At 70.1% G+C, this 26,043-nt stretch carries 26 protein-coding genes; 13 read left to right on the forward strand and 13 right to left on the reverse strand.

The window, feature by feature from the left end:
- Positions 1-86: 86 nt before the first annotated feature.
- Both BDK89_RS09160 and BDK89_RS09165 read right to left on the reverse strand, forming a co-directional pair.
- On the reverse strand, positions 87-1,568 hold the full coding sequence (locus tag BDK89_RS09160) for a DUF2207 family protein (protein ID WP_243839247.1): 1,482 nt from the start codon (positions 1,566-1,568) through the stop codon (positions 87-89).
- Positions 1,568-2,575 (reverse strand): mechanosensitive ion channel family protein, encoded by a 1,008-nt coding sequence (locus BDK89_RS09165; protein ID WP_166657478.1) that lies wholly within the window; start codon positions 2,573-2,575, stop codon positions 1,568-1,570. The genes BDK89_RS09160 and BDK89_RS09165 overlap by 1 nt, the downstream gene beginning before the upstream one ends.
- A gap of 209 nt (positions 2,576-2,784) precedes the next feature.
- Here BDK89_RS09165 and BDK89_RS09170 point away from each other — a divergent pair, with 209 nt between their 5' ends.
- Positions 2,785-4,092, forward strand: coding sequence for a chloride channel protein (locus tag BDK89_RS09170; RefSeq protein WP_133868667.1), 1,308 nt, complete (start codon positions 2,785-2,787; stop codon positions 4,090-4,092).
- Positions 4,093-4,138: 46 nt separating this feature from the next.
- A complete protein-coding gene (locus tag BDK89_RS09175; RefSeq protein WP_133868668.1) occupies positions 4,139-5,965 on the forward strand; it encodes a carboxyl transferase domain-containing protein in 1,827 nt (608 codons plus the stop codon).
- A 15-nt stretch (positions 5,966-5,980) separates the two neighbouring features.
- On the opposite strand, the gene BDK89_RS09180 is transcribed toward BDK89_RS09175, so the two are convergent.
- Positions 5,981-6,679 (reverse strand): MBL fold metallo-hydrolase, encoded by a 699-nt coding sequence (locus BDK89_RS09180; protein WP_133868669.1) that lies wholly within the window; start codon positions 6,677-6,679, stop codon positions 5,981-5,983.
- A gap of 24 nt (positions 6,680-6,703) precedes the next feature.
- On the opposite strand from BDK89_RS09180, the gene BDK89_RS09185 reads away from it, so the two are divergent.
- Positions 6,704-8,215 (forward strand): aldehyde dehydrogenase family protein, encoded by a 1,512-nt coding sequence (locus BDK89_RS09185; RefSeq protein WP_133868670.1) that lies wholly within the window; start codon positions 6,704-6,706, stop codon positions 8,213-8,215.
- Here the strand turns inward: BDK89_RS09185 and BDK89_RS09190 are convergent, their stop codons facing one another.
- Both BDK89_RS09190 and BDK89_RS21740 read right to left on the reverse strand, forming a co-directional pair.
- On the reverse strand, positions 8,216-10,252 hold the full coding sequence (locus BDK89_RS09190; protein ID WP_133868671.1) for a CAP domain-containing protein: 2,037 nt from the start codon (positions 10,250-10,252) through the stop codon (positions 8,216-8,218). It abuts the gene before it with no gap.
- A gap of 31 nt (positions 10,253-10,283) precedes the next feature.
- A complete protein-coding gene (locus BDK89_RS21740; protein WP_166657479.1) occupies positions 10,284-10,580 on the reverse strand; it encodes a hypothetical protein in 297 nt (98 codons plus the stop codon).
- A 28-nt stretch (positions 10,581-10,608) separates the two neighbouring features.
- Between BDK89_RS21740 and BDK89_RS09195 the strand changes: the two genes are divergently transcribed.
- Positions 10,609-11,946 (forward strand): M1 family metallopeptidase, encoded by a 1,338-nt coding sequence (locus tag BDK89_RS09195; protein WP_166657480.1) that lies wholly within the window; start codon positions 10,609-10,611, stop codon positions 11,944-11,946.
- Here the strand turns inward: BDK89_RS09195 and BDK89_RS09200 are convergent.
- Positions 11,926-13,320 carry an NAD(P)/FAD-dependent oxidoreductase gene (locus BDK89_RS09200; protein WP_133868673.1) on the reverse strand — a complete coding sequence of 465 codons (1,395 nt, stop codon included), beginning with the start codon at positions 13,318-13,320 and terminating at the stop codon, positions 11,926-11,928. The genes BDK89_RS09195 and BDK89_RS09200 overlap by 21 nt on opposite strands.
- Positions 13,321-13,354: 34 nt before the next feature.
- Between BDK89_RS09200 and BDK89_RS09205 the strand changes: the two genes are divergently transcribed.
- Complete coding sequence (locus BDK89_RS09205) at positions 13,355-14,257, forward strand: CPBP family glutamic-type intramembrane protease (RefSeq protein ID WP_133868674.1); 903 nt, start codon at positions 13,355-13,357, stop codon at positions 14,255-14,257.
- On the opposite strand, the gene BDK89_RS21745 is transcribed toward BDK89_RS09205, so the two are convergent.
- Positions 14,244-14,387 (reverse strand): hypothetical protein, encoded by a 144-nt coding sequence (locus tag BDK89_RS21745; protein ID WP_166657481.1) that lies wholly within the window; start codon positions 14,385-14,387, stop codon positions 14,244-14,246. The genes BDK89_RS09205 and BDK89_RS21745 overlap by 14 nt on opposite strands.
- 100 nt (positions 14,388-14,487) lie before the next feature.
- Between BDK89_RS21745 and BDK89_RS09210 the strand changes: the two genes are divergently transcribed.
- A complete protein-coding gene (locus BDK89_RS09210) occupies positions 14,488-15,351 on the forward strand; it encodes a LysR family transcriptional regulator (RefSeq protein WP_133868675.1) in 864 nt (287 codons plus the stop codon).
- Here BDK89_RS09210 and panC read toward each other — a convergent pair.
- Entirely contained in the window at positions 15,348-16,196 is an 849-nt protein-coding gene (gene panC, locus BDK89_RS09215; RefSeq protein ID WP_133868676.1) for a pantoate--beta-alanine ligase, read from the reverse strand. The genes BDK89_RS09210 and panC overlap by 4 nt on opposite strands.
- Positions 16,197-16,205: 9 nt before the next feature.
- Positions 16,206-17,252 carry a P1 family peptidase gene (locus tag BDK89_RS09220; RefSeq protein ID WP_133868677.1) on the reverse strand — a complete coding sequence of 349 codons (1,047 nt, stop codon included), beginning with the start codon at positions 17,250-17,252 and terminating at the stop codon, positions 16,206-16,208.
- 23 nt (positions 17,253-17,275) lie between these two features.
- Here BDK89_RS09220 and BDK89_RS09225 point away from each other — a divergent pair, with 23 nt between their 5' ends.
- Positions 17,276-17,914: an acyltransferase gene (locus BDK89_RS09225; protein ID WP_133868678.1), complete on the forward strand. Its 639-nt coding sequence runs from the start codon at positions 17,276-17,278 to the stop codon at positions 17,912-17,914.
- A gap of 9 nt (positions 17,915-17,923) precedes the next feature.
- Here BDK89_RS09225 and BDK89_RS09230 read toward each other — a convergent pair whose 3' ends face one another.
- A complete protein-coding gene (locus tag BDK89_RS09230) occupies positions 17,924-18,487 on the reverse strand; it encodes a hypothetical protein (RefSeq protein WP_166657482.1) in 564 nt (187 codons plus the stop codon).
- Between the two features lie 43 nt (positions 18,488-18,530).
- Between BDK89_RS09230 and BDK89_RS09235 the strand changes: the two genes are divergently transcribed.
- The 3 genes from BDK89_RS09235 to BDK89_RS09245 are packed head-to-tail and all read left to right on the forward strand — an operon-like array spanning position 18,531 to position 20,716.
- Positions 18,531-19,214, forward strand: a complete 684-nt coding sequence (locus BDK89_RS09235; protein WP_166657483.1) for a histidine phosphatase family protein — start codon at positions 18,531-18,533, stop codon at positions 19,212-19,214.
- 19 nt (positions 19,215-19,233) lie between these two features.
- Positions 19,234-20,163 (forward strand): COX15/CtaA family protein, encoded by a 930-nt coding sequence (locus BDK89_RS09240; protein ID WP_166657484.1) that lies wholly within the window; start codon positions 19,234-19,236, stop codon positions 20,161-20,163.
- Positions 20,132-20,716: a J domain-containing protein gene (locus BDK89_RS09245; RefSeq protein ID WP_133868682.1), complete on the forward strand. Its 585-nt coding sequence runs from the start codon at positions 20,132-20,134 to the stop codon at positions 20,714-20,716. The genes BDK89_RS09240 and BDK89_RS09245 overlap by 32 nt, the downstream gene beginning before the upstream one ends.
- Here BDK89_RS09245 and BDK89_RS09250 read toward each other — a convergent pair.
- A complete protein-coding gene (locus BDK89_RS09250; protein ID WP_133868683.1) occupies positions 20,664-21,638 on the reverse strand; it encodes an L-threonylcarbamoyladenylate synthase in 975 nt (324 codons plus the stop codon). The genes BDK89_RS09245 and BDK89_RS09250 overlap by 53 nt on opposite strands.
- Positions 21,622-22,341 (reverse strand): alpha/beta fold hydrolase, encoded by a 720-nt coding sequence (locus BDK89_RS09255; RefSeq protein WP_166657485.1) that lies wholly within the window; start codon positions 22,339-22,341, stop codon positions 21,622-21,624. The genes BDK89_RS09250 and BDK89_RS09255 overlap by 17 nt, the downstream gene beginning before the upstream one ends.
- 82 nt (positions 22,342-22,423) lie before the next feature.
- Between BDK89_RS09255 and BDK89_RS09260 the strand changes: the two genes are divergently transcribed.
- From BDK89_RS09260 to BDK89_RS09270, 3 genes are read left to right on the forward strand one after another with little or no spacing between them, the layout of a single operon-like run.
- Positions 22,424-23,860, forward strand: a complete 1,437-nt coding sequence (locus BDK89_RS09260) for a GuaB1 family IMP dehydrogenase-related protein (protein WP_133868685.1) — start codon at positions 22,424-22,426, stop codon at positions 23,858-23,860.
- The gene (gene cmk / locus BDK89_RS09265) at positions 23,857-24,510 is read left to right on the forward strand and encodes a (d)CMP kinase (protein ID WP_133868686.1); all 654 of its coding nucleotides are present in this window, start codon (positions 23,857-23,859) and stop codon (positions 24,508-24,510) included. The genes BDK89_RS09260 and cmk overlap by 4 nt, the downstream gene beginning before the upstream one ends.
- Positions 24,507-25,214, forward strand: coding sequence for a lysophospholipid acyltransferase family protein (locus BDK89_RS09270; protein WP_133868687.1), 708 nt, complete (start codon positions 24,507-24,509; stop codon positions 25,212-25,214). Before cmk ends, BDK89_RS09270 begins: the two co-directional genes overlap by 4 nt.
- Here the strand turns inward: BDK89_RS09270 and BDK89_RS09275 are convergent.
- Positions 25,204-26,040: an antibiotic biosynthesis monooxygenase gene (locus BDK89_RS09275; protein WP_133868688.1), complete on the reverse strand. Its 837-nt coding sequence runs from the start codon at positions 26,038-26,040 to the stop codon at positions 25,204-25,206. The two genes, BDK89_RS09270 and BDK89_RS09275, sit on opposite strands and share 11 nt — an antisense overlap.
- Positions 26,041-26,043: the final 3 nt, after the last annotated feature.

The following is a 26,043-nucleotide window of genomic DNA, read 5'->3' on the forward strand; positions in this document are numbered from 1 at the left end:
CGCCACGACCCGAGTCCAGCTCCGCCGATGGAGTTCACGATCGGGAGAACGTTCGAGGAAGCGATTGTCGGCGGGGCCGGGTCGAGCTACTCGGCGTCGGGGCGGGTGCCGGTGCCGACGGGTTCGCTGCTGCGGACGTAGCCGAGGAGGGGCGTGGCGCGAACTCTCGCCTGGGCGCCCTGCGGGGCGGCGCCGCGCTCGTTGGCGAGCCACGCCCACACGGTGCGGCGGTTGCCGTCGTCGACGGCGAGGTAGGTGCTGAACCTGTCGCGCTCGGCGAACGGCTTGACGACGTTCACGAGGAGCGGAGGGAGCACGTCGGCCGGTCGGCGTGCGCGCACGACCGACCCGATTCGGACGCGGGTGGCGATCGAGTCGACGACGCCGGCGATCACGGCCCACGCGGCCCACACGATGGGCAGCCAGCAGATGAGGGCGAGGATGTCGGCGATGTCCTGGATCAGCTCGACCTGGCCGGGCACCCGATCGAGCAGCGACGTGAGCGCCTCACCGTCGCCGATCCGCTCGAGATAGCCCTGGAGCCAGCGGGCGGCGAAGAACACGACCAGGCCGACGGCGCCCACCTTCATCGGGTGCTGGCCGTAGCCCGGACGGAACGGGTAGCGGATGCGCACGAGGTGCGGCACACCGCCTGCCTCCGACCAGGCGAGTCGTGGGTGCTCGGGCGCCGCCGGGAACTCGGCGAGCACCTGGGTGGCGACGCCCATCACGCACGCTTGCGACAACGCCTGCTGCTGGGGCGGAGGCGCCAGCACGCTGGCGTCGGACGGGATGCGTTCGCGAAGTCGCTGTCGGAAGCCCATCCAGGCGTTCTGTCGATCGCGTCCGAGGTCGGTCGGTCGTTGGGCAGCGCCCATGAAACGGAGCGCCGTCACCCAGCCGAGCCCGGCGATCGCGCCGAGCGTCAGCACCCAGACGGTGCGCGACTGCCACGATTCCGACAAGGCGATCTCGTCGCCGTTGCGGCCGGCGAACCACCAGGCGAGCAGCGCGATCGCGGCCAGCGCGGCCGGCGGTGCCAGTTCGAGCGGGGTGTAGCGGGCGGTGCTCAAGCCACGGGCCTGGGCCTCGTCGCCGACCGACCGTTGGAACCGCAGCCACCACCGGCGGTTGAGCCGGTGGTGCGACAGGGCGAGCGTGCTCGCCGAACTGACGTCGTTGAACGCCCGGGACGCGAGATGGTTGAGCACCTGCTGCTCGAACGGCAGGAGCGAGTCGCCACCGGCCGGGTTGCCGCGGGTCACCACGACGAGTTCGCCGTCGGTGCTCGTCAACCGGATCCAGCCGCGAGCGGCGAGATCGAGCGAGGTGGCGGTCACGGCGCTCTGCGGCGCGGTGAACTCGTTCGTGATCAACCCGACGACGGCAGGCGGCTCGATCGTCTGGCCCTCGACCGGTTCGGGGCGTTGCTCACCGTGCGGGTCGGCGCGTTCGGACCGGGTCGAGTACTCGAACCACCAGTGCAACGCCCAGCCGATCGCGGTACACGCGATCGCGATCGCGACGGTGTTGGTCGACGGGCGGTCGAAGATGCCGGCGAGTTGCATCACCCCTCGCTCGTGGTCGCTGCGGCCTCGTCGGCGCGCATCCAGACGGTGCGCTGGGGGAACGGGATCTCGATGCCGTCGGCGTCGAACACATTCTTGATCTCTTCTCGCATCTCGCGTTGGATCTCCCATTGCGCGCCGGGCTCGACCCGGGTGATCACACGGATGGTGATGCCGTCGGCTGCCAGGGCCTCGACACCCAGGACCCTCGGCGCCTGGATGATCTGCGAGACGTGCTCATCGCGCTCGCACACATTGTTCGCGGCGCGCTCGAGCAGTTCGCGGGCACGATCGAGGTCGGTGTCGTAGGCGACGTCGACGTCGACGAGGGCGACCGACCACAGCTGGCTCAGGTTGCCGACCCGCTGCACGACACCGTTCGGGACGTGCCACACGGTGCCGTCGACGCCCCGGAGCACCGTCGTGCGGAGCGACACGTTCTCGACGGTGCCCGTCGCCTCGCCGAGGTCGATCACGTCGCCGATGCCGTACTGGTCTTCGAGCAGCATGAACAGGCCCGAGATGCAGTCCTTGACCAGTTGCTGCGCACCGAAGCCGAGTGCGACGCCGGCGATGCCGGCACCGGCGATCAGTGGTGCGAGGTCGACACCGAACTCGCCGAGGATGATCAGCACGGTGATCGTCCAGATGATCACCACGGCCGTGCTCGTGAGCAACGTCGAGATCGATTCGGCCCGAGACGCCTTCCGGGCCGAGGGCTGGGCCGCGATCTGGCTCGGTACGTCGATGCCGAGCTTCTCGAGCTTCTGCGTCGGCGTCGACTTCGGCGCGATGACGCCGGCGACCAGCCCCTTGATCCATCGTTTCGTCAGCCGGGTGGCGATGAACGCGATGGTGAGGATCAGGATGATGCGCAGCGGGCGGTCGACGAACCAGCTCGCGAAGTTGGCGGCGGTCTCGTTCTCGCCCGTGCGTTCGTAGACCCAGGTGCAGAGGTTGCCGCCCCGTTCCCAGCACTCCTCGTCGACGGCGCGCACGAACTCCACGACGTCGAAACGTAGTGCTGGGCGCCACCCGATGGTTGGACCCCCGGCCCGATGAGGACGCGGGCCGGGTGCGCCGAACGATCTGGCTGGGTGCCGGGATCATCTGGCTGGGTGCGCCGGACGATCTGGCTGGGTGCCGTGATGATCTGGCTGGGTGCCGGACGATCTGGCTGGGTGCGCCGTGTGGACGACCCCTACACTCGGGCGACGTGTGGCGCCGACGGATGATGAGGGCATTGCGCCCGGAATCGTTCGAGGTGCGACGGGACGAGCTCCGTGAGCTGGTCCGACGCTCACGCGAGATGGTGCTGCTCGCAGCGATCACCGGCGTCCTCACCGGACTCGGCGTGCGCGGCTTCGAGTGGGTCGTCGAAGAGATCTTCCATGCCGTGCTGGAGGCGCCGCTGTGGGTCACGGCGACCGCGCCCGCAGCGGGTCTCGTCGGGTCGGCGATCGTGCTGAAGTTCATGGGTGGCGGCGCGTCACCGTCGACCTCCGACGAATACCTGCGAGCGTTCCACGATCCGGCCTATCGCCTCCGACCCCGCCATCTGGCGGCCCGCATCAGCGCGTCGGTGCTCACCCTCGGGTCCGGCGGCTCGCTCGGCCTCGAAGGCCCCTCGCTCTACGGCGGTTCGGCGCTCGGGTCGTTGCTCCAGAGCAAGTTGCCGCGACCGTTCCGAGGGAGCGACCACCGCACCCTGCTCGTCGCCGGTGCGGCCGCCGGCGTGGCAGCGATCTTCAAGGCGCCGGCGACCGGAGCGATCTTCGCGCTCGAGGTGCCCTACCGCGACGACATGGCACGCCGCATGCTGCTGCCCGCGCTGGTCGCCAGCGCCTCCGGGTATCTCACCTTCGTGACGCTGAGCAGCACGACACCGCTGCTCAGCTTCGGAACCTTCTCGGTGCAGGGCTTCGAGCTGATCGACTTGTTCGGCGCCGTCGTCGTCGGTGCCACGTGTGCGATCGGCGCCCGCTTCTTCGCCAAGGTGATGCGGATCGCCAAGGGGTTCTCGCTCCGAGCGCTCCCGTTCCGCCTCGTCTTCGCGTCGCTGTCGCTGACGTGCCTGTTCTTCATCAGCCGTGAGCTCACCGGCATGCCGCTCAGCATGGGGAGCGGCTACGAGGTCTTCCGCGAGTGGCTCTTCGTGGAGAGCGACATCGCCATCTGGCTGCTCGTCGCGATGTTCCTCATCCGCTGCTCGGCGTCGGCGTTCACCGTCGCCGGCGGCGGCGTGGGCGGGGTGTTCGTGCCCCTGGTCGTCGCCGGCGGTATCACCGGACGCGGCATCGCCGAGGTCCTCCACGACGGCCGTGAGCAGCTCTACACGGGCCTCGGCGTGGCGGCGTTCCTGGGCGCCGGCTATCGCGTGCCGCTCGCCGCAGTGATGTTCGTCGCCGAGACCACCGGCACGCCCGGCTTCATCGTGCCGGCGCTGTTCGCGGCGGTGGCGGCCGAGCTCGTCATGGGCGAGCAGTCGATCACCGCCTACCAGCGACGACCCGGCACCGACTGACGCTCCGGTTCTCCGCGGACCGGAGGCAGGCTGCCATCATCGGCGGATGGCTCAAGCCGTCCACTCCGAACTCCAGGGCACCATCGTCTCGATCCTCGTCGGCGAGGGCGACGTCGTCGGCGAACGGACGGTGGTCGCCCTCGTCGAGTCGATGAAACTCCACCACGACGTGGTCGCCGGTGTGGCCGGCCGGGTCTCGTCGATCGCAGTGGCCGAGGGCACGACGGTCCAGGCAGGCACCCCGATCGTCCACGTCGAACCCGTCGGTGAGGACGAAGCTGTCGCCGCGGACGAGATCGTCACCGCCGGTCCCACCGGCACCGACCGCCGTGATCTCGCCGACGTGATCGCCCGACACGAACTCGGCCTCGACGAGGCCCGGCCCGAGGCCGTCGCCAAGCGACACGGTCGCGGTCACCGCACCGCACGCGAGAACCTCGCCGACCTGGTCGACGACGGCACCTTTGTCGAGTACGGCCCGCTCGCCGTCGCGGCGCAGCGAAAGCGACGGACCCACGACGACCTGATCGCCAACACGCCGGCCGACGGCATGATCGGCGGTATCGGCACGATCAACGGCGCCCTGTTCGAGGGACGCGACGCCCGCGCCGTCGCGGTGTCGTACGACTACATGGTCCTGGCGGGCACCCAGGGCACCCGCAACCACATCAAGAAAGACCGCCTGTTCGAGGTGGCCGAACGACTCCGACTCCCGGTCGTGTTCTTCACCGAGGGCGGCGGTGGCCGTCCCGGCGACACCGAGACACCCGGTGTGTCGGGTCTCGACTGCCTCGCGTTCTTGTGGTTCGGCCAGCTCTCGGGCACCGTGCCCCTCGTCGGTATCGCGTCCGGCTACTGCTTCGCCGGCAACGCGGCGATCCTCGGCTGCTGCGACGTCGTGATCGCCACCCGTGACGCCAACATCGGGATGGGTGGCCCCGCGATGATCGAAGGCGGTGGCCTCGGCGTGTACGCGCCGACCGAGGTCGGCCCGATCGAGGTCCAGCGAGCGAACGGCGTCGTCGACGTCGTCGCCGACGACGAGGCCCACGCCACGGCGATCGCCAAGCAGTACCTGTCGTACTTCCAAGGGCCGGTGGCCGACTGGACGTGCCCCGACCAGACCGCGCTCCGCGACGTCGTCCCCACCGACCGGTTGCGCAGCTACGACGTGCGGGCGGCGATCGAGGCCCTGTTCGACACCGACTCGGTGCTCGAACTCCGGCGCGACTTCGCGAACGGCATGATCACGGCGCTGGCACGCGTCGAGGGGCGACCGGTCGGCGTGATCGCCAACGATCCAGCGCACCTCGCGGGCGCGATCACGTCCGACGGTGCCGACAAGGCGGCCCGGTTCATGCAGCTCTGCGACGCCCACGGCATTCCGATCGTCAGCCTCGTCGACACGCCCGGGATGATGGTCGGCCCCGAGACCGAGGAGACGGCGCTCGTGCGGCACTGCTCGCGCCTGTTCGTCACCGGCGCCAACGTGACGGTACCGATGGTGTCGATCGTGCTGCGCAAGTCGTACGGCCTGGGCGCCCAGGCGATGATGGGCGGCTCGACCAAGGCGCCGCTGGCCTGCATCGCGTGGCCGACCGGCGAGTTCGGCGGCATGGGGCTCGAGGGAGCGGTCCGGCTCGGGTACCGCAAGGAACTCGATGCCTGCACCACCGATGCCGACCGCGACGCCCTGTTCGCCGAACTCGTCGGCCGGCTCTACGAGGTCGGCAAGGCCCTGAGCGTGGCCGAGTACTTCGAGATCGACGACGTGATCGATCCGGTCGACACCCGACGGTGGATCAGTGCGATCCTCGAGTCGGCGCCGCCGCGGCCCGACGGACCGGTGCGGCCGAACGTCGACACCTGGTGACGGGGGAGTGGGCGATCAGGTGCCCAGGATCTGATCGAACACCCAGTTCGACTGCTTGACCTGCGCCATCCCGGCGCTGCTCGCGAGCGAGTAGCGGTGACCGGGGTAGAGCACCACGTCGTCGTCGACCTTGCTGAGCCGCTTGAGGCTCTCGACCATCAACTGCGGATCGCTGCCCGGGAGGTCGGTGCGGCCGCAGCCGTCGAGGAACAAGGTGTCGCCGGACACGAGCTTGTTGCGCACGAGGAAGCACTGGCTGCCGGGCGTGTGGCCCGGCGTGTGCACCAGCTGGATCTCGACGTCGCCGACCGTCACGACGTCGCCGGAGTCGTGCGCCACGAGTTGGGCCTCGTCGACACCGGTCGTCCGGGTCACCCACGGCACCTCGTCGCGCTGCACGTGGATCGGGCACGACACCCGCTCGAGCAGGCCGCCGATGCCGTCGATCGAATACCCCATCATCGAACCGCCCACGTGATCCGGGTGGTAGTGGGTGGCGAGGACACCGGTGACCGTCATCCCGTCGGCCTCGACCGCGTCGACGAGGCCTGACGGGTCGTAGGCCGGGTCGACGAGCACGCACTCGCCGGTCGAGCGGTCGCCGATGGCGTAGACGAAGTTGACCATCTGCTGCGCGATCTGGTCGTCGGTCGCGAAGTCGCGACCCGACAGCAGCTGACGGAAGTACAGGCGGTCGTCATTGGGCTCGGCCATGAGCCGAGCGTACGCTGGTCCGCCATGACCCACGCACCCGGGCAGCTCACGTCGCTCACCGCCGGCCAGCCGATCGTGTACGGCGGCGACCGTGTCACCGAGGTTTCCGCCGAACTCGCCGCGGCGTTCGAGCCGGGCGATCGGGTGATCGTCGATCCGAACTCCGGCCAGTTGCTCCACGTGCCTGCCGCCGAGCACGAGCGTGCCGCGACTGCCGTCGGCGCAGCGGTCGGCGCCTTCGCAGCGCTCACTCGTTGCAGCGACGAACAGATCACCGCCTTCTTCGACGAGTTCGCCGACCGGCTGGCCGACGACGCCGCCTTCGCGCCGATCAGCGCCGCCAACCAGGTCGACATCGAGCGGGCTCGAGCGCGCGGCCGCTCGACGACACGGCTCGAACTCTCGGCGACGATGCGCGACGACATGATCGCCGGACTGCGTGGGTGGGCGTCGGCGGCGATGAGCCGCGACGAGATCGTCCGCACCGTCGACCACGACGGGTGGAGCGTCGAGGCCCGTCGTGCCCCGCTCGGGGTCGTCGGCTTCGTCTTCGAGGGGCGGCCGAACGTGTTCGCCGACGCCGCCGGCGTCGTCCGCACCGGCAACACGGTCGTGTTCCGGATCGGCTCCGACGCACTCGGAACGGCACAGGCGATCGTCGAGCACGCGCTCGACCCGGCCCTCGCAGCGTCCGGACTCCCGGCGGGCACCGTGTCACTCGTTCCGTCGGCCGCGCACGCCGCCGGCTGGGCGCTGTTCTCCGACGACCGGCTGTCGCTCGCCGTCGCTCGCGGGTCCGGACCCGCGGTGGCGCAGCTCGGTGCCGTCGCCCGGGCATCGGGCATCGCCGTCAGCCTCCACGGCACCGGCGGCGCCTGGATGGTCGCCGCGTCCGACGCCGACGCCGAGCGGTTCGAGCAGGCGGTGCGGTGGTCGCTCGACCGGAAGGTCTGCAACACCCTCAACGTGTGCTGCATCGTCCGTGAACGGGTCGACGACCTGATGCCACGGTTCGTCGCCGCGGTCGACGCGGCGGGGGAGCGGCGGGGCGCCGACGGACGGATCCACGCGACCGGCGCGGCGCTCGCTCATCTGCCGACCGACGTCACCACCCGCACCGCCCGCGTCGAGCGGGCCGATGGTGTCCACGACGAGCCCTTCGTCAGCGAGTACGCGGTCGACGATCTCGGCCACGAGTGGGAGTGGGAGGGGTCACCCGAGGTCACCCTGCACGTCGTCGACTCGGTCGACGAGGCGGTCGAACTCTGCAACACCCACAGTCCTCGCTTCGTCGCGGCGCTGATCAGCGAGTCGGACGACGAGCACCGGCGTTTCTTCGACACGGTCGACGCCCCGTTCGTCGGTGACGGCATGACCCGCTGGGTCGACGGTCAGTACGCCCTCGATGCGCCCGAACTCGGGCTGTCGAACTGGGAGGGCGGCCGGATGCTCGGCCGGGGTGGGATCCTGTCGGGCGACTCCGTCTTCACCGTGCGGTACCGGGCTCGGATCACCGAGCCCGGCCTGCACCGGTGATCAGGACCAGACGCCGTTGATGTCGACGATGAGGTGCGTGTCCTTCAGGCTGGTCACGCACACCTGACCCTTGCTGGACAGCTTGACCATCGCCCCGTTCGCCACCGTCTGACCGGCACCGGCGTTCAGGTTCGACGTGCTGGGCTGGCTGCCGCACGGGAAGACCGTGACGTGCAGCCCGGCGGTCGGCTGGGTGACGGTGACATTGACCGACGCCGCCTTGGCGTTGCTCGGGATGCCTCGCTCGCCGGCGACTTGCAGCTTGACGACCTGACCGGCCCGCACACGCTGACCCTTCGTGACCTCGTTCAGGCCCGAGAACGCCTTGCGGCTGTCGAACAGGCGGATCGGGTCGAGGGCGGTGAACTCGTAGCCGGCGCCGGTGTCGAAGTAGCCGGTCACGTCGACGGTGATGTCGAGGTCGGTCAACGCCTTGGCGCACACCTGGCCCTGGCTGTCGGTGCCGACGACCACACTGTTCGGGCGGGCTTCGCCCGGCACGTAGTTGACGGCCGAGGTCTGCAGCGAGCTGGTGGCACCGCAGGGGTACACCTGCAGGTGGCCGGCTCCGGCGCCGCGCACGGCGGTGACGTTCAGGGCGACGGCGTCGGCGCCGACCGGGGGACCGCCGACGGTGCCGGTGATGCGGATCTTGCGCTCCACACCCGCCTTCAGCCGCTTGGTCTCGCGGGAGTCGTACAGACGCTTGGGGTCGAGCGGCGTGAACTCGGCCGACTCGGTGCCGGGACGGTAGTAGCCGTTCACGTCGACGATCACGTCGACCGAGGCATGGGCGTAGATGCAGAACTTGCCCTGCTCGAGCGGGACGATCGCCTGGTTGGCGACCGACGTGCCCGGCGTGTAGCCGAGCGTGCTGACCTCGGGCACCTTCGACGAGCAGTTGAAGACCGTCAGGTGGCCGGCCTTCGACGAGTTGACGGCGACGAAGTTGGCGCTGATCGCAGCGACATCGGCGCTGGCGGCGTTGATCTTGACCGTCTGGCCCGAACGGATGCGGGTGGCACCCTGGCCCTTGCGGGTGTCGACGAGGCGGAAGGGATCGACCGGCTCGAAGTTGACCGGAGCGGCCGACGGCTCAGTGTCGGGCAACGGGGCGGGGGTTGCCATCAGGTCGGCCGAGGTGTCGACCTCGAACTGCCAGCTGACGGCGCCGCCGTTCGAGTTGACCGTGACGTTGTAGGCGCCGTTCGGGAGCACCGTGCGGGGCATGACGATGACGGCGTTGTCACCGTCGAGGATGGCCTGGGCCGTGCCGTCGGCGCCGGTGTTGCCCTTGTGCAGCACGCAGGTGTCGATCGGGCCGTTGGGGCCGGTGATCGTCGCCGAGGCGTTCGTGACGTCGTTCGGCATCATGGCGATGAGGGGGAGACCGGCGCTGCCGCTCCAGCCGCACAGGGTCATCGGGTTCGGGAACTCGGTGATGAAGGCGTTGAGCGGCACGGTGGCGCCGTTGCCCGGGAAGGTGATCGGCGTGGAGGGGCGGGGGATGCTCGTGTCGATGCCGCGGATGACGTCGAGCGTTCCGGCCGACGCCCACGGGGTCGGGGTGTTCGAGCTGGTGGCCAGACCGAAGCCACTCACCTTGAGATTGTGACGGAGGATGCCGATCGCGTGGAACGGCCCGGTCATCCAGAGATCGATGTGGTTGCGGGCCTTGGCATTGATCGAACTCGACACGGCGACGTTGCCGCTGTTGCCGGCGACGTCGCCCCCGGCGGTGTACCCCGCACGGCCCGGGACCTCGTCGTGGCTGATGCCGTTCAGCAGCATGTAGTTCGAGTGCGCCTGACCTTCGGCCGACCACTGGGCGTTCGCCGTGACCGGAGCGAGACCCGACATCGCCCGGTACGTGTTGACGACGCCGAGCCAGTCGTCGTCGGCCGGACCGCCGGCCGACGCGGTGCCGGGGGCGCCGGCGACACCGGCGATCGTGGCGACGACGAACGTCGCCATCATGGTCAGGACGGCCAGCAGGCGGCGGGAACGCTGCGGCGAGGTGGAGGGGTCTTCGATCACGTAGGGGTCATCGGCCCTCCCCGGGGGACCCTCAACCGACCTGATTCGTTCTTGAGGAAAGCTTGCTCGGAGCACGACCGGGCGGGTCCAACGCCCTCATGCAACGGGATAGTTTCGGCACCGTGCGTGGTAGCGGGCGAACCCTCTCGGTGGTCGTCTTGACGGCGATTTCGGCCTCGTGCGCCGCCGACGGGCCCGAGAACGCTGTTGTCGCAACCGTCCCGGCGCCCGTCGAGACGACCGTGCCGGCGAGCGCCACGCCGACGACGTCGATGGCGGCCCCGTCAACGACCACGACGACGACTGCGACGACGACTGCGACCACCATGGCAACGACACCGACCACCGTGCCGGCCGTGGAGCGGTCGACGTCGGTGGGCGATCGGCGCTATCCGACGCTCGGTGCGACCGGTCTCGACATCGAGCACTACGACGTCGAGCTCGAGATCGATCCCGCTCGCCGGTCGATCGACGGCGTCGTCGAGATCTCGGGCCGCACCGAGGCGCCGACCGACTTGCTGGCGTTCGACCTCGACGGCCCCGACGTCGATTCGGCGGAGGTCGACGGCGCGTCGATCGATGTGCTCGTCGAGGATCGTGAGCTCCTGCTGCCGCTCGATCGGGTACTCGCACCGGGCGACGAGTTCACCGCCGTCATCGAGTTCGGCACCTCGGTCGACCCCGGGCCGTCGTTCGGGCCCGACGCCGGCATCTTCGTGTCGGCGGACGGTCTGTGGAGCGTCAACGAACCCGACGGGGTGAGCACGTGGATGCCGGCCAACGACCACCCGACCGACAAGGCCACGTGGTCGTTCCGGCTCACGGTGCCGGCCGGCGACGAGGCGGTTGCCAACGGCGCGCTCGTCGACATCGTGGCCGACGACGACACGACGACGTGGGTGTGGGAACAGGACGAACCGATGGCGAGCTACCTCACGCTGCTGCTCGTGGGCGACTACGACTTCGTCGACGACGGCGAGATCACGGTCGCCGGTGACACGGTGGAGCTGCGGCACGTGGTCCTGAGCGACGACGTCGACGCCCTCGACCGCTACCTCGGCGTCACCCGCGACCAGATGCGGTTCTTCGCGGAGCTGTTCGGTCCGTACCCGTTCGACCGCTATGGCCTCGCCCTCGCCGACTCGCAATCCGGCTTGGCGATGGAAACCCAGGGCCTGTCGCTGTTCAGCGTCGACGACCTCGACGGCACCCTCGGGCCGCTCCAGCAGCTGCTCCTGTCGCACGAACTCGCGCATCAGTGGTTCGGCAACGCCGTGTCGCCGTCCACGTGGGACGACATCTGGCTGAACGAGGGATTCGCCACCTACGCCCAGATGCTGTGGTTCGACGAGATCGGCCTGTCGACGCTCGACCGAGAGGCCGAACTCGCCCTCCTGTCGCTCCCGCCCGATGGTTGGCCGCTGTCGCAGCCGACCGATCTGTTCGGCTCCGTCTCGTACAACGGCGGGGCGGTCGCGCTGCATGCGCTGCGCCAGGTGATCGGCGACGACGCCTTCTTCCTGACACTGCGCACGTGGGTCGCCGAGCACCTGGACGGGTCGGCATCGACCGACGACTTCCAGCGAGTCGCCGAGCAGGTGTGGGGCGGCGACCTCGACGACTTCTTCGCCGTCTGGGTGCACGACCCCGACGGCCCGCCCGACCGGTACCCGCTACCGGCCGAGGATCAGTGACATCGCCCGTCCCCACACGCGCGACTCGCGCCCGTGTGCGGCCTCCGATTCGTCGGCTCGCCGTGCCGCCGTCCGCCCGGCGTTGACACCCAACCATCGCAGCGGCTCGGGCTCCCACCGGCGCGATCGATGTCCGACCCACGGCAGACGGACCAGCTCGTCGTCACCGTCGCCGTGCTCGCCGCCGATCAGCGCAGCGAGCGTGCGGCCGGCCAGGTTGGTGGTGCTGACCCCGTCGCCGGCGTAGCCGCCCGCCGACGCCATCCCGGTCCGAGCGTCGTAGCGGACGGCGCAGTGCCAGTCGCGCGGCGCGGCGAGCACGCCTCCCCAGTGGTGGGTGATCGCAGCATCGGAAATCGCCGGGAACAGGCGACGCAGCGACGTCGACAGCAGCTCGGCGATCCGATCGTCGTGATCGAACTCGGGCGAGATCCGTGAGCCGAAGTGGTACGGAGCGCCACGGCCACCGAACGCGAACCGCCCGTCGGCGGTCCGCTGGCCGTAGATGATGAGGTGGCGGCCGTCGGCGAATGTCGGCCGCTCGGCCAAGCCGATCTCGGCCCACACGGCGTCGGGGAGCGGTTCGGTCGCGATCATCAGTGAGTAGATCGGCAGGAGATCGCGCCGGTAGCCCGGCAACCGTGACGTGTAGCCCTCGGTCGCCCGTACGACCGTGTCGGCGCTGATCGTGCCGTGCGAGGTCGTGACCCGACCCGGCTCGATCGACTCGACGCGGACGCCTTCGACGATGCCGACCCCTGCGCTCGCAACGGTGCGTGCCAGCGCGTGGACGAGCCGGAGCGGGTGCACGGTGCCGCAGTGCGGGGTCCACACGGCACCGATCGCGTCGGTCATGCGGACCCTCGCTTCGGTGTCGGCCCGGCCGAGCCAGCGGTAGTCGTCATCGGAGAATCCGTGGCGGTGCATCTCGCCGAGGTGTTCGCGCAGCCGTTCCTCCTGCGGCGCCGAGCGGGCGACGTCGAGCGTTCCGCCGCGATGGAACACCCCGTCCGCGGCGTGTTGCACGGCGAACCGTTCGATCTCGTCGACCGTGCGGTGCATCGCATCCTGCATCCGGTGTGCCGCAGCAGCGCCGTGGCGGTGGGCGACCGCATCGAGACTCATCGGCAGGATCGCCGACGACCAACCACCGTTGCGGCCCGATGCGCCGAACCCGACGTGCTCGGCCTCCAGCACGACGACCCGGAGATCGGGCCGACGTTCGTGCAGGTACCAGGCGGTCCAGAGTCCGGTGTAGCCGGCGCCGACGATCACGACGTCGGCGTCGCCGGGCGGCATCGACGCGCCGCCGGCGAATCGCTCGTGGTCGGGGAGGGTGTCGACCCAAACGGATCGGCGCGACGGTGACGGCACGCCAACACGCTACGCGCCAATACGATGCGAGGTGGTGAGTTCCCTACCCCCTCCCACCACGGCCCCCGCCGGCTGGTACCCCGACCCGTACACGGGTGGGTTCCGCTACTTCGACGGTCGTGCCTGGGTGGGTGCCCCCGTCCCGGTGGTGCCGGGGGTGGCGCCGACGATGCCGCCGTTGCAGCAGCGCGAGCCGCATCCGACGCTGCCGCTCCGCGCCGCGATCGGCGCCCTGGTGGTGCTGACGGCGTCGCTCGTCGCCGGCAAGGTGGTGCTCGACCTCGTGGTCGACGAGGACTGGCCGCTCGCGGTGTACATCGCCCTCGCCGCTGTCGTGTCGTACGGCCCGTCGCTGTGGTGGGCGTGGCGGGTCCGCCGCCGAGACGGCGACGGATCGTGGCGGGCGCTCGGCTGGCGCCCGCGGTGGAGCGATCTCGGATGGGGACCGCTCACGTGGCTCACCGCGGTGCTGTGTCAGGCGATGATGGCCGCCGTCATCCTGGCGCTCGACATCCCGTTCACGTCCAACATCGAAGACGGCGAGCTGACCGGCGACGACCGCACCTACGTGGTGGCACTCCTGGTCGCCGCCGTCGTCGCCGCACCGCTCGTCGAGGAGCTGATCTTCCGCGGCATCGTGTTGCGCGGCTTCATCGGCCGGATGCCGCTCGCCGTCGCGCTGGTGCTGCAGGGCGTCCTGTTCGGCGCCGCCCACGTCGACCCGTCACGCGGGATCGGCAACGTCGGCCTCGTGATGGTGCTCTCGACCGTGGGCGTGGTGCTCGGCGGTTCGGCGTATCTGTTCCGACGCCTCGGACCGCCGATGCTCGCACACGCGATCCTCAACGGCGTCGCGTTGACGCTGGTGCTCTCGGGCTGGCTCGACGACGTCGAGAGCCCGTTCGAGTTCGTGCTGTTGCTCGCTAACGCGGGTTGACGCGCCGCAAGCGCGCGATCCGATCGGTGCTGGCGGCGATCTGCATGCCCGGACCGACCGCGTCACGCCAGAAGGCGTTGGGGTTGACGGGGGCGTGGGGCAGCGGGGCGGGGGTGTGACGACGACGCATGCCCTCAGTATCGGGAGCGATTCGCCATGACGCAAGCAACGGAAATCTCTGATTTCATGACAGATTGTCATAGGGCGGGATCGGTCCGTAGGGTGAGACCGTGCGGCTCGACACCGAATCCCTCCGAACCCTCATCGCCGTCGTCGATCTGGGCAGCATGACCCGCGCCGCCGAACAGCTGGAGATGAGTCAGTCGGCGGTCAGCTGGAAGATCAAGCGGTTGGAAGAACACGTCGGTCGGGCCTTGCTGATCCGCGACGGACACGATCTGCGCCCCACACTCGACGGTCGAGAGTTGCTGGTCGACGCCCGCAACATCGTCGCCGTCCACGACCGGGCGGTCGCCCGGCTGTCCACGTCGACGCTCACCGGGCGCGTCCGCTTCGGCACCAACGCCGAACTCACCGCGTCGAACGTCACCGAGCTGCTCAGCCGCTTCAACGTCAACCACCCCGGCGCGACGATCGAGATCGTGTCGAGCGGCAGCGACGAACTGGCACGCCTGCTCGACCGCGGCAAGCTCGACGTCGCCACCTTGCTCGTCACCGCCTCCGAACGGCGCTCGGACGACCGCACCCTCTGGGCCGACGAGCTGATCTGGGTGTCGTCGTGGGCGTGGCCGTTCGACGAGGTCGACGAGGTGCCGATCGTGTCGTCGGTGCCCCAGCACCACAGCTACGACCGCCCGCTCGAGGCGCTCAGCCGAGCCGGCATCGATCACTACACGGCCTTCTCCGGATCGTCGACCGGCGCGATGCTCGAAGCGGTGTCGGCCGGGCTCGGCGTCGCGATCCTTTCCGAGTCGTGGGTTGACGACAACATCGTCCCGTGGCAGCGCGGCAACGAGCTCGCGCCCGTCGAACGGGTGCACCAGGTCGTGCGAGCCGCATCGGGGGAGCGACGGGAAGTCGCCGACGCACTCGTGGCGACACTCGTCGCCGATCTCGACGAGCCGACCGCCTAGCCCGCTTCGAGCGGCAGGTTGTCGATCAGGCGGACGTCGCCGAACCAGGCGGCCGTCAGCAACACGCTGTGGTCGTCGGCCCGGTCGACGTCGCGCAGCGTCGCCGAGTCGACCAGTTCGACGTACTCGAGCCGAGCCCGGGGCTCCGCCTCGATCGAGGAGCGGACGAGGTCGATGAGCGACGAGGCGTCGGTGTCGCCGCGTTCGTACGCAGCGCGGCCGCTCTGCAACGAGCGGGACAACACGAGGGCTGCCGAACGATCGCGATCGGTGAGTCGGACGTTGCGGCTCGACAGTGCGAGCCCGTCGTGTTCGCGCACGATCGGCACGCCGACGATCTCGATGCCCATGTCGAGGTCGGCGACCATCCGGGTGATGATCGCGAGCTGTTGGAAGTCCTTCCGGCCGAACATCGCGACGTCGGGCTCGACGGCGCCGAACAGCTTGGTCACGACCGTCGTGACCCCGCGGAAGTGACCGGGGCGCATCGGACCCTCGAGCCGATCGGCGAGATCGCCGGGTTCGACATGGGTCTGGAAGCCGTCCGGGTACATCACCGATGCCGTCGGGGCGTAGACGGCTGCGACGCCCGCCGCCTCGCACTGGCGGACGTCGTCGTCGATCGGTCGCGGGTACGAGTCGAAGTCGGCCGACTGGTTGAACTGCAGCGGGTTGACGAAGATCGTGACGACGACGTCGTCGGCACGTTCGGCCGCCGCCCGCACCAACTCGAGATGTCCGGCGTGCAGCGCGCCCATCGTGGGGACGACCCCGATGCGGCGACCGTCACGGCGTCGCGCCCGTGACCAGGCGCGCATCTCGTTCGGCGTCGTCAGGAGCTGCATGGGCGCAGACTAGGGGCGCCGTGCGCCGGGGCACAGATCGAGGTACGCCGGTGCCGACCCGAGTGTCGTCGCGCTGACGACGGCGTCGACGCAGGCCAGGGCGAACACTTCCGCCGATGCCGCAGCGATCGCATTCAGGTACTGGACCCGCGACGTCGCGGTGCGGACGAGACCGTCGCTGTCGGTCGGCAGCGACCGGTCGGCGGTGGCGAGCGCGAAGACGGCGTCGCCGTCGGTCAGTGCGTGCGCCGGACGGATCGCCCGTGCCAGCCCGTCGTGTGCCCCCATCGCGACACGGCCCGCCTCGGCGCGGTCGAGTGCCGCGTCCGTGGCGACCACGCCGATGGTGGTGTTGAGGGCCTGACGTTCGACCGTCTGCTCGTGCACCCAGGCCCGCCACGCGCGGCGATCGTCGGCCGTCGGCCGTCGGACCGCCGGGTGGTCGACCCACGGTGCTCCGGACCGTGGATCGACGGCGCAGCCGGCCGCGTTGACGACGGCGAGTGCACCGACCCTGATCGCGACGTCGCCGACGGTGACGATCGCGCATGCCATGCCGACACCACCCTGCAGGCCGCCGGCCCGTGCGCCGGTGCCTGCGCCGATCGATCCGCGACGCGAGGTTCGCTTCGCCGACCGCAGCGCTCGGGCGCCGAAGTCGGGTCCCGGCCGCGCGCCGAACCGGCCGCCCCGGCCGAGGTCGAAGACGACGGCGGTCGGCACGACGGGCACCACGTGGGCCGGGTCGTCGCCGACCGGCACGCCGAGTCCGCGGGTCTCGAGCTCGGCCATCACGCCGTCCGCGGCGGACAAGCCGTAGGCGCTCCCGCCCGACAGGCACACGGCGTGCACCCGATCGACCAGGTTGCCGGGTGCGAGCGCATCGGTCTCGCGGGTGCCCGGGCCGCCGCCTCGGACGTCGACCGCGCACACGGCGCCCGCCGGGACGTGGACCACGGTGGTGCCCGTCTGCCAGCCCCGGCCCGTGCGCTGGTGGTGTCCGACGAGCACACCGTCGACGTCGGACAGGCTGCCTGGGTCGCGGGCGCTGCTCACACGACGACGGTAGCGTGCCGCCGATGCGTCGTCCGCCTCCGCCCGACACCCTGTGGGTCCGCTACGCGGGCCGGGCCAAGCTCGCCGTCGGCGAGGTGATCAATCGGGCCTACGACGTCACGAAGGAATGGGCGTCGATCGGTCCCGGCACCCGTCGGGCCGATCGTTTCGGTGCGTTCGGCGAGCGCAGCGTGATCTGCTTCCCGCCGACGACGATCATGAACGAGCACTACATCCGGATCGGCGACGACACGGTGATCGGTCCGCACGTGGCGCTGTCGGCCGGCATGGCGCCGGGGCAGACGTGCATCACCGACCCGGTCGTGTCGATCGGCGACCGGTGCCTGATCGGGCGGGGGAGCGGCATCGTCGGCCATCTGTCGATCGAGATCGGCGACGACGTCTTTACCGGTCACTACGTGTACATCACCGACCAGAACCACGGCTACGCCGACCGCAACGTGCCCGTGTCGTTGCAGACGATGCCGGAACGCCCGGTGTCGATCGGGCGCGGTTCCTGGATCGGGCACGGTTCGGTGGTCTTGCCAGGCACCCAGATCGGGCGCAACGTCGTGATCGGTGCCAACAGTGTCGTGCGCGGCACCATCCCCGACTACTCGGTGGCAGCCGGGGTGCCGGCCAAGGTGATCAAGCGGTACTGATCGGCGGATTCAGCGAGACAGGTCGATCGGCGGGGCGCAGGTCGACATCTCGTTGTCGCCGGCGAAGGTCGCCAGGCGCTCGCTGATCGGCAGTTCGTCAACGGCGCTCTCGTAGAAGGCGCTGTTCTCGCCGGTCTCGCGGAGCGTGTCGGCGTAGGCCCGCCGGTCGTCGAGGTAGATGCGGTACTCCTCTTCCCACAGTGGGACGATGCCCTGGCCCTTCTCGTCGGTGGGCTCGACGGCGACGACGTCGTCGAGCATCTGCTCGAGGATGTCGGTCGACTCGTCGACGATCTCGGCGCGTCGGTAGATCAGTTCGGGGCCCGCCTGGTCGATGCGGGTGAGGTCGGCGAGCTGGATCCGTTCTTCGGTGGCCTCGAGGCAGATCGCCTCGGCCCGCTCGGCCCACGCCCGGTCGTCGATCCGGTTCACCGCTTCCTTCGACGCGAAGAACAGCGCCCAGATCCAGAACGCGGCGAACAGGGCGAGAATGACGAGCAGGAACCCGCGCAGCCACGGGTTCGGGCGGCGTTCGTCGGCCTGCCGCTCGTCGGGGGTCACGGTTGCCGTCATCACCCGTCACGCTACCGACGAAGCGGCGGTACGGTCGTCGGCCATGGAGATCGTCCTCGTCCGACACGGCCAACCGGAATGGGTACGCGACGGCCGCAACGTGGTCGACCCGCCGCTCACCCGACTCGGGCTCCGACAGGCCGACGCGATGGCCCGGCGGCTCGCCGACGAATCGTTCGACGCCGTGTTCGTGTCGCCGTTGCAGCGGGCGCGCCAGACCGCCTCGCCGCTCTACGAGCGTCTCGGCCGCGACGAGGTGATCGCCCCCTGGCTGGAGGAGATCCGCGACCCCGACTGGCACGGTGAGCCCGAGGAGATGGCGCAGCAGGCATACCGTGAGCTGGGAGAACGTCCCGTCGCGCAGCGGTGGGACGGCCTGGTCGGCGGCGAGTCGATCCGCGAGTTCACCGACCGCATCCATCGTGGCGCCGACGAGTTCTTCGCAGCCTGTGGGGTTCGGCGGATCGACGGCGATCACGGCCTGCCGGTGTGGTCGATCGACGAACCCGATCAGCGGATCGTCCTCGTCGCCCACGTCGGTACCAACTCGATCACGATGGGACACCTCCTCGGGCTGACCCCGACGCCGTGGGAGTGGGACCGGTTCGTCATGGGACACGCGTCGGTCAGCCGGATCGAGGCGATGCCGGTCCACGACGGCTACACCTTCTGTCTCTCGTCACTGTCGAGCCTCGAACACGTCGACCCGGCCGACCGCACCCGGTAGCCCGTAGCCTGTGATGGCGATGCAGATCACTCCCGCTCGGTACCGCACGATCGCGATCGGAGCACTGGTCGCGCTGTCGGTGATCATCATCACCGGTGCCTCGGTGCGGCTGACCAACAGCGGCCTCGGCTGCGACGACTGGCCCAACTGCAACTCGCAGCGCCTGATCGACGTGTCGTCCAAGCACGCAGCGATCGAGCAGGTCAACCGCCTGTTCACCGGCATCGTCGGTGTCGCAGTGATCGCCGCCGTGCTCGGTTCGCTCTGGCGGGTGCCACGTCGCTCCGATCTGACCTGGCTCTCGGTGTGGCTCGTGGTCGGTGTCGTCGCGAACGCCGTCCTCGGCGGCATCTCCGTCATGGTCGATCTGCACCCGATCGCCGTCCAGGGCCACATGCTGCTGTCGATGATGCTGATCACCGCCGGCAGCATCCTCGTCCGTCGTTCCGGTGAGCCCGACGGCGTGCCGCGGCGCCGGACGGTGAGCAAGCCCACCGAGCGTCTCGTGTGGCTCCACTTCGTCGTCGTCACCATCGCGATCGTCACGGGCACCGTCGTCACCGGCGCCGGACCGCACGCCGGGGACGAGAATGCCGAACGGCTCGACATCGCCATCCCGACCGCTGCCCGGCTGCACGCCGTGACGGTGCTCACGGCGATCGCCATCGCGTTGCTGATCGCCTGGCGACTCCGCACGGTCGCCACCGACCGGCAGGCCCTGATGACGCCGCTGTCGCGATGGATCGGGATCGGGCTGACCCAGGCGGCGCTCGGCTACATCCAGTACTTCAGCGACGTGCCCGAGCTGCTCGTGGGTATCCACGTGCTCGGCGCCACCCTCGTCATGATCGCCACCACCTTCCTGGTGCTCGATACCCGCCGAGCGGTCTCGCCCGACGACGAGACCCGACGAGCCGATGGCGTTCCGTCGCAGCCGGCCGTCGTCTGATCCGTTCGCCGAGCTCGGTCTCGGCCCCGGAGCGACGGCCGACGACGTCCGTCGCGCACGGAACCGGCTCGCCAAGCGGGCCCACCCCGACGTCGGCGGATCCGCCGACGAGATGCAACGGGTCAACGCCGCCGCCGACGCCGCCCTGCAGCGCCTCGGCGCCGTCACCGAGTCCGCGCCGATCGAACCCGAGACAGCCGGCTCGGCACCTCGACCGCCGCGTCGACCCGGGGGGCGCGTCGGGCGTGATCATCCCTCGTTCACGATCGAAGCACTGCCGGCCGAGGCCTACGAGGCCCTGCTGATCGTGGCCAACGTGCTCGGGGTGGTGCTCGACGACGAACCGCCGTACCGGCTCGAGGCCCACCTCACCGACGAGCCGACGGCCTGGTGCCGCCTCGACGTCGTGCCCGACGGTGGCGGCTCGACCGTGAGTCTGACCGTCGCCTCGCCCGACGGCGCGACGGTGAATCAGGTGCGCGACCGGTTCGTGGTGGAGCTCAACCGTCTCGACTGGGGCGACGACGGGCCCCGCCCGCCGCTGCCTTCGTGAGCCGGTCGCGGATCGCGACGCCGATACCGGTCGCCGGGGGCAGGACGACGACGAGCTCGGCGAGGCCGCGCCGGTCGGCGTCACGCAGGTCGGCGTAGAGCAGCTGGGCGGCGAGCACGACGTCGTCGGTGCGATCGAGCAGGTCGGCGGCGAGCCCGTCGGCTCGGGCCGCGTCGACCCGGCGCTCGGCGGCTTCGACCGAGTCGGCGAGCACCACCAGGCAGTCGGGTTCGTAGTGGGCTTCGAGCATGCCGCTCGCCCGGCTCGGTCCGGTCGCCTCGGCGACGGCCGTCGCGAGGAGTCGACCGATCTCGTCGGCGTCGATCGCTCCGGCGCGCAGTACCTGCGGCGGCTCGACGGTGAGATCGACGATCGTGCTCTCGACGCCGACGAGTGACGGGCCCCCGTCGAGAATCGCGTCGCGTCCGGGAACGAGGAACTCGGCGAGGTCGTGGAGCACGTGTTCGGCCGAGGTCGGGCTGACCTTGCCGAAGCGGTTGGCCGACGGTGCCGCGAGCCCGCCGCCGAAGCGCTCCAGGAGCTCGTGGGTGAGTGGGTGCGCCGGCGCACGCAGCCCGACGGTGGGTCGGCCGCCCGTGACCGCGTCGGTGGCCCGTTCGCCGCGAGGGAGCAGCATCGTCAGCGGGCCGGGCCAGCACGTCCGACCGAGGGTGCGGGCGGCCTCGGGCACCGAACTCGTCCAGCCGTCGATGGCATCGAGACCCGCCACGTGGACGATCAGCGGATGGTCGCGAGGGCGGCCCTTGACCTCGAAGATCCGCCCGACGGCGTCGGGCTGCTCGGCGTCGGCGGCGAGGCCGTACACCGTCTCGGTGGGGATCGCGACGAGACCGCCGTGTCGGAGCCGGTCGAGCGCGACGTCGAGGTCGGTGGTGATCAGTCCGTCAGCCGGGGACGGCATCGAGGAACTCCAAGGTCGCGTCGATGAAGTCGAACGACTCCGGTGTCGCGAAGTGGTCGGTGCGCTTCAGCGACACGAATCGGGCGTCGGGGAGCGCGTCGACGAGCGGATCGGCCGGCAGGACGAAGTCGCGATCGCCGACCGCCACGAGCGTCGGGCAGGTGATCGCCGCCAGGTCGTCGGGTCGGAGCGGTGTCGACGGGGGGCGCTTCATGATCGCCGCCAACGCCACCGGGTCGTTGCCGGGCTGGTGCGCGTACTGGGCGAACAGCCGGGCGCGGTTGTCGGTGTCGTGGTCGGCGGTGTCGCTGTCGGTCTCGATCGCCTCGACGATGGCGGCGGTCGCCGCGTCGTCGCGCACGAACACGTTGTTGCCGACGCCGGCCAACACGAGCCGACGGAAGCGCTCGGGGCGACGGATCGCAGCCCTGATCAGGGTCATCGCGCCGAGCGAGAAGCCCACGGCGTCGACCGGTCCGCCGTCGTCGCCGACCGCCTCGTCGATCGCCGAGAGCACGCCGGCCGACAGGTCGGCGTAGGCCTCCGGGTCGTGGGGCTTGTCGGCGTCGCCGTGGCCGAGCAGGTCGACGCCGATCACCGGCCGGTTCGCGTCGGCCAGCAGCATCGTGAACCCCGAGCGTTCCCAGGTGGTGGCGAACGATCCGCCCCATCCGTGCACGAGTACGACCGGTGTCGAATCCATCGTGTCAGCGTAGGTCGGGCATCGACGTCCGGAGGTGGTCGGCGCCGTTAGCCTGTGTCGGCCGCGATCGCGGAGGTTTGCGATGAAGATGCTCCACCCCAACCCGCCCCACGACCTCACGTACAACGACGTGTTCATGGTGCCCAGCCTGTCCGCCGTCGGCTCGAGGTTCGCCGTCGACCTGACGACGCCCGACGGGATCGGCACGACCATCCCGCTCGTGGTCGCCAACATGACCGCGGTCGCCGGACGGCGCATGGCCGAGGTGGTCGCCCGTCGGGGCGGCGTCGTCGTGCTGCCCCAAGACATCCCCGTCGACGTCATCGAGACGGTCGTGTCGTCCGTGAAGAGTCGCCACCCGGTCTTCGAGACGCCGATCACGCTCGGTCCGAAGGACACGATCGGTGACGCGCTCGCGCTGATCCACAAGCGCGCCCACGGCGCCGTGATCGTGGTGAACCGCGACCAGCACCCGGTCGGCATCTTCACCGAGCACGACGCCGCCGGGTTCGACCGGTTCACCCAGCTCCAGCACGTGATGTCGACCGAGCTCGACACCCTGCCCGCCGACGTGACGCCGGAGCACGCGTTCGAGGTGCTGCACGGCGAACGCCGCAGCATCGCGCCGGTCGTCGACGACGACGGCCGCCTGCTGGGCGTGCTGACCAGCAAGGGTGCGCTCCGCTCGACGATCTACCGGCCGGCGCTCGACGCCGATGGGCGCCTCCTCACCTCCGTGGCGGTCGGCATCAACGCCGATCCGGTCGGACGGGCCGAGGCGCTGGCGGCGATGGGCGTCGACGTGCTCGTGATCGACACGGCGCACGGCCATCAGACGACGATGCTCGGCGTGGTCGAGCAGGTGCGGGCTGCGTGCCCCGACGCCACGATCGCTGCCGGCAATGTCGTGACGGCCGACGGCACCCGTCAGCTCGTCGAGGCAGGTGCCGACATCGTCAAGGTCGGTGTCGGCCCCGGTGCGATGTGCACGACCCGCATGATGACCGGCGTGGGTCGACCCCAGTTCTCCGCCGTGGTCGAGTGCTCCGACGAGGCGGCTCGCCTCGGGCAGCACGTCTGGGCCGACGGCGGTGTCCGGTTCCCGCGCGACGTCGCGCTCGCCCTGGCTGCCGGCGCCGGCAACGTGATGGTCGGATCGTGGCTCGCCGGCACCCACGAGTCGGCGGCAGACGCCCGTCGCGACACCGACGGTCGCCTCTACAAGGAGAGCTTCGGCATGGCGTCGAACCGCGCCGTGCGCAACCGCACCAAGACCGAGACCAACCTCGACCGGGCCCGCAAGGAGCTGTTCGAGGAGGGCATCAGCACGTCGCGCATGTACCTCGACCCCGAACGCCCCGGCGTCGAGGACATCATCGATCAGATCGTCGCCGGTGTCCGGTCGTCGTTCACGTACGCCGGTGCGGCGACCGTGCCCGAGTTCCACGACCGTGCCGTCGTCGGCGTGCAGAGCCACGCCGGCTACGACGAGGGCCGCCCGCTGGGGACGTCCTGGTGAGCGGCGCCTCACCGCTCGTCATCGCGATCGACGGGCCCGCCGGGGCCGGCAAGAGCACCGTCGGCCGGGCCCTCGCCGACCGGCTCGGGCTCGAGTACCTCGACACGGGCGCGATGTATCGGGCGATGACCTTCGCCGTGCAGCAGCGCGGCGTGCCCGAAGGCGACCTGGCCGATGTCGCAGCGGTCGCACCGCTCGTCGACATCCGCATCGACGACTCGACGGTGACGGTCGACGGCGTCGACGCCACCGAGGCGATCCGCGGTCGCGACGTCACCGAAGCCGTGTCGCAGGTCGCCGCCAACCCGACCGTCCGTGAGGTGCTCGTACAGCGCCAGCGCGACTGGGTCGCCGACCGTGACGGCGGCGTCGTCGAGGGGCGTGACATCGGATCGGTGGTGTTCCCCGACGCTGCGCTCAAGCTGTACGTCACCGCATCACCGCGGGTGCGTGCCGAACGACGCGTCAACCAGGTCGGCGGCGACGTCGACGAGGTCGAGGCGTCCATCATCAAACGCGACCGGTTCGATTCGAGCCGCGAACACAGTCCACTCACGGAGGCGACCGGGTCGAAGGTCGTCGACACGACCGGCATGAGCATCGACGAGGTGGTCGACCACATCCTCGAACTGCTGGAGGCAGCGCGGTGAGCGACACCGACCACGACCTGTTCCGACCGGGCGGCACGTTCTGGACACGGACGCTGTACAAGATCGGCTGGTTGCTGGTCGCGTTCCCGCTCAAGCTCTGGACCCGCACCACCGTGTCGGGTCGCGAGAACCTGCCGACCGACGGGCCGTACATCGTGTGCCCGAATCACCGCTCGTACCTCGACACGCCGTACGCCGCACTCGTGCCCGGTTGGGGCCGGATGCGGTACATGGGCAAGCACACGATGTTCAAGGTCGCTCGCCTGCGTCCGTTGTTCTATGCGCTGGGTGCGTTCCCGGTGAACCGGGGCAAGGCCGACCGTGAGGCGCTGAAGCGCGCGATCCAGGTCCTCGACGCCGGTGAGGCCCTGGTGTTGTTCCCCGAGGGCGAACGCAAGTCGGGCCCGATGGTGCAACCGTTGTTCGAGGGAGCGATGTTCGTCGCGGCCAAGGCCAACGTCCCGATGGTGCCCGTCGGCATCGGCGGCAGCGAACGCGTGATGCCGAAGGGCAAGAACTTCATCTACCCGCGCAAGGTGCACATCGAGATCGGTCCGCCGGTGCCGCCGCCGACCGCCCCCGACGGCAAGCGGGTGCCCCGCGAGGCATACGCCGAACAGACCGAACGGTTGCACACCGAGATGCAGCGGGTGTTCGACCTGGCGATGGAACGGGTCGGCTGGAGCTACCCGGTCACCGACTGAGCCAGCGCGCCAGCAGACGCGTGAGCGGCGGCATCAGGAACCACGTCAGGATGATGACGCCGATGATGTTGCCGATCAGGATGTCGATCGCGAGCGGCGGATCGGGGAGGATCCAGTCGTCGATCAGTGTGAGCGCCAACACGGTGGGGTACAGCGCCATCAACACGACGACCGCCTGCTTCCACCTCTTGGGCTCGGTCGCCCCACCCAGGTCGAACCAGCCTCCGAAGCCACCGACGACGTTGATCAGGTGCGGCGACTCGATGAACGGCTGCATCCGCTCGATGATCGCCCGGCGTTCGGGAGAGTCGAGCCACGCGTCGAGGTGGTCTCGGCCGTCGAAGGTGAAGACGACGACGTGATCGTCCTGCGTGCCGGGCACCGGTTCGAACAGCTCGGTGCGCACGAACCCGGGCGCGCGTGACATCGCGTCGTCGATCTGGTGGTACAGCTCGAGATACTCGTCGAGGTGCTCGGGGTCGACACGGACCGAGATGATGGCCGTCACCGGGTCGAGGTTGCGCTCGATCACGACGACCTGCTCACGGGCCGGCCCCTCGGCGAGTTCGGCGCCTCGGGCGATGATCGCCTGACGGCGCGGGGAGTCGAGCCAGCGGTCGAGCAGCTCGGCCGTCTCGAACCGGTACACGGTGATCCACTCGTTCGGCTTGCCGGTCCGCGGCTGCTGGATCTCGGCGCCGATGAATCCGGGAGCGCGCGACGATTCGTCGACCAGTTCTTCGAGCCAGACGGCGAACGCCCGCTCGCTGCCCGGCCGGGCGCTGCGAGCGACGATCACCGTCGGGGTGCCGGCCCGTCCGCTCATCGC

This window comes from Ilumatobacter fluminis (assembly GCF_004364865.1).
Classification (GTDB): domain Bacteria; phylum Actinomycetota; class Acidimicrobiia; order Acidimicrobiales; family Ilumatobacteraceae; genus Ilumatobacter; species Ilumatobacter fluminis.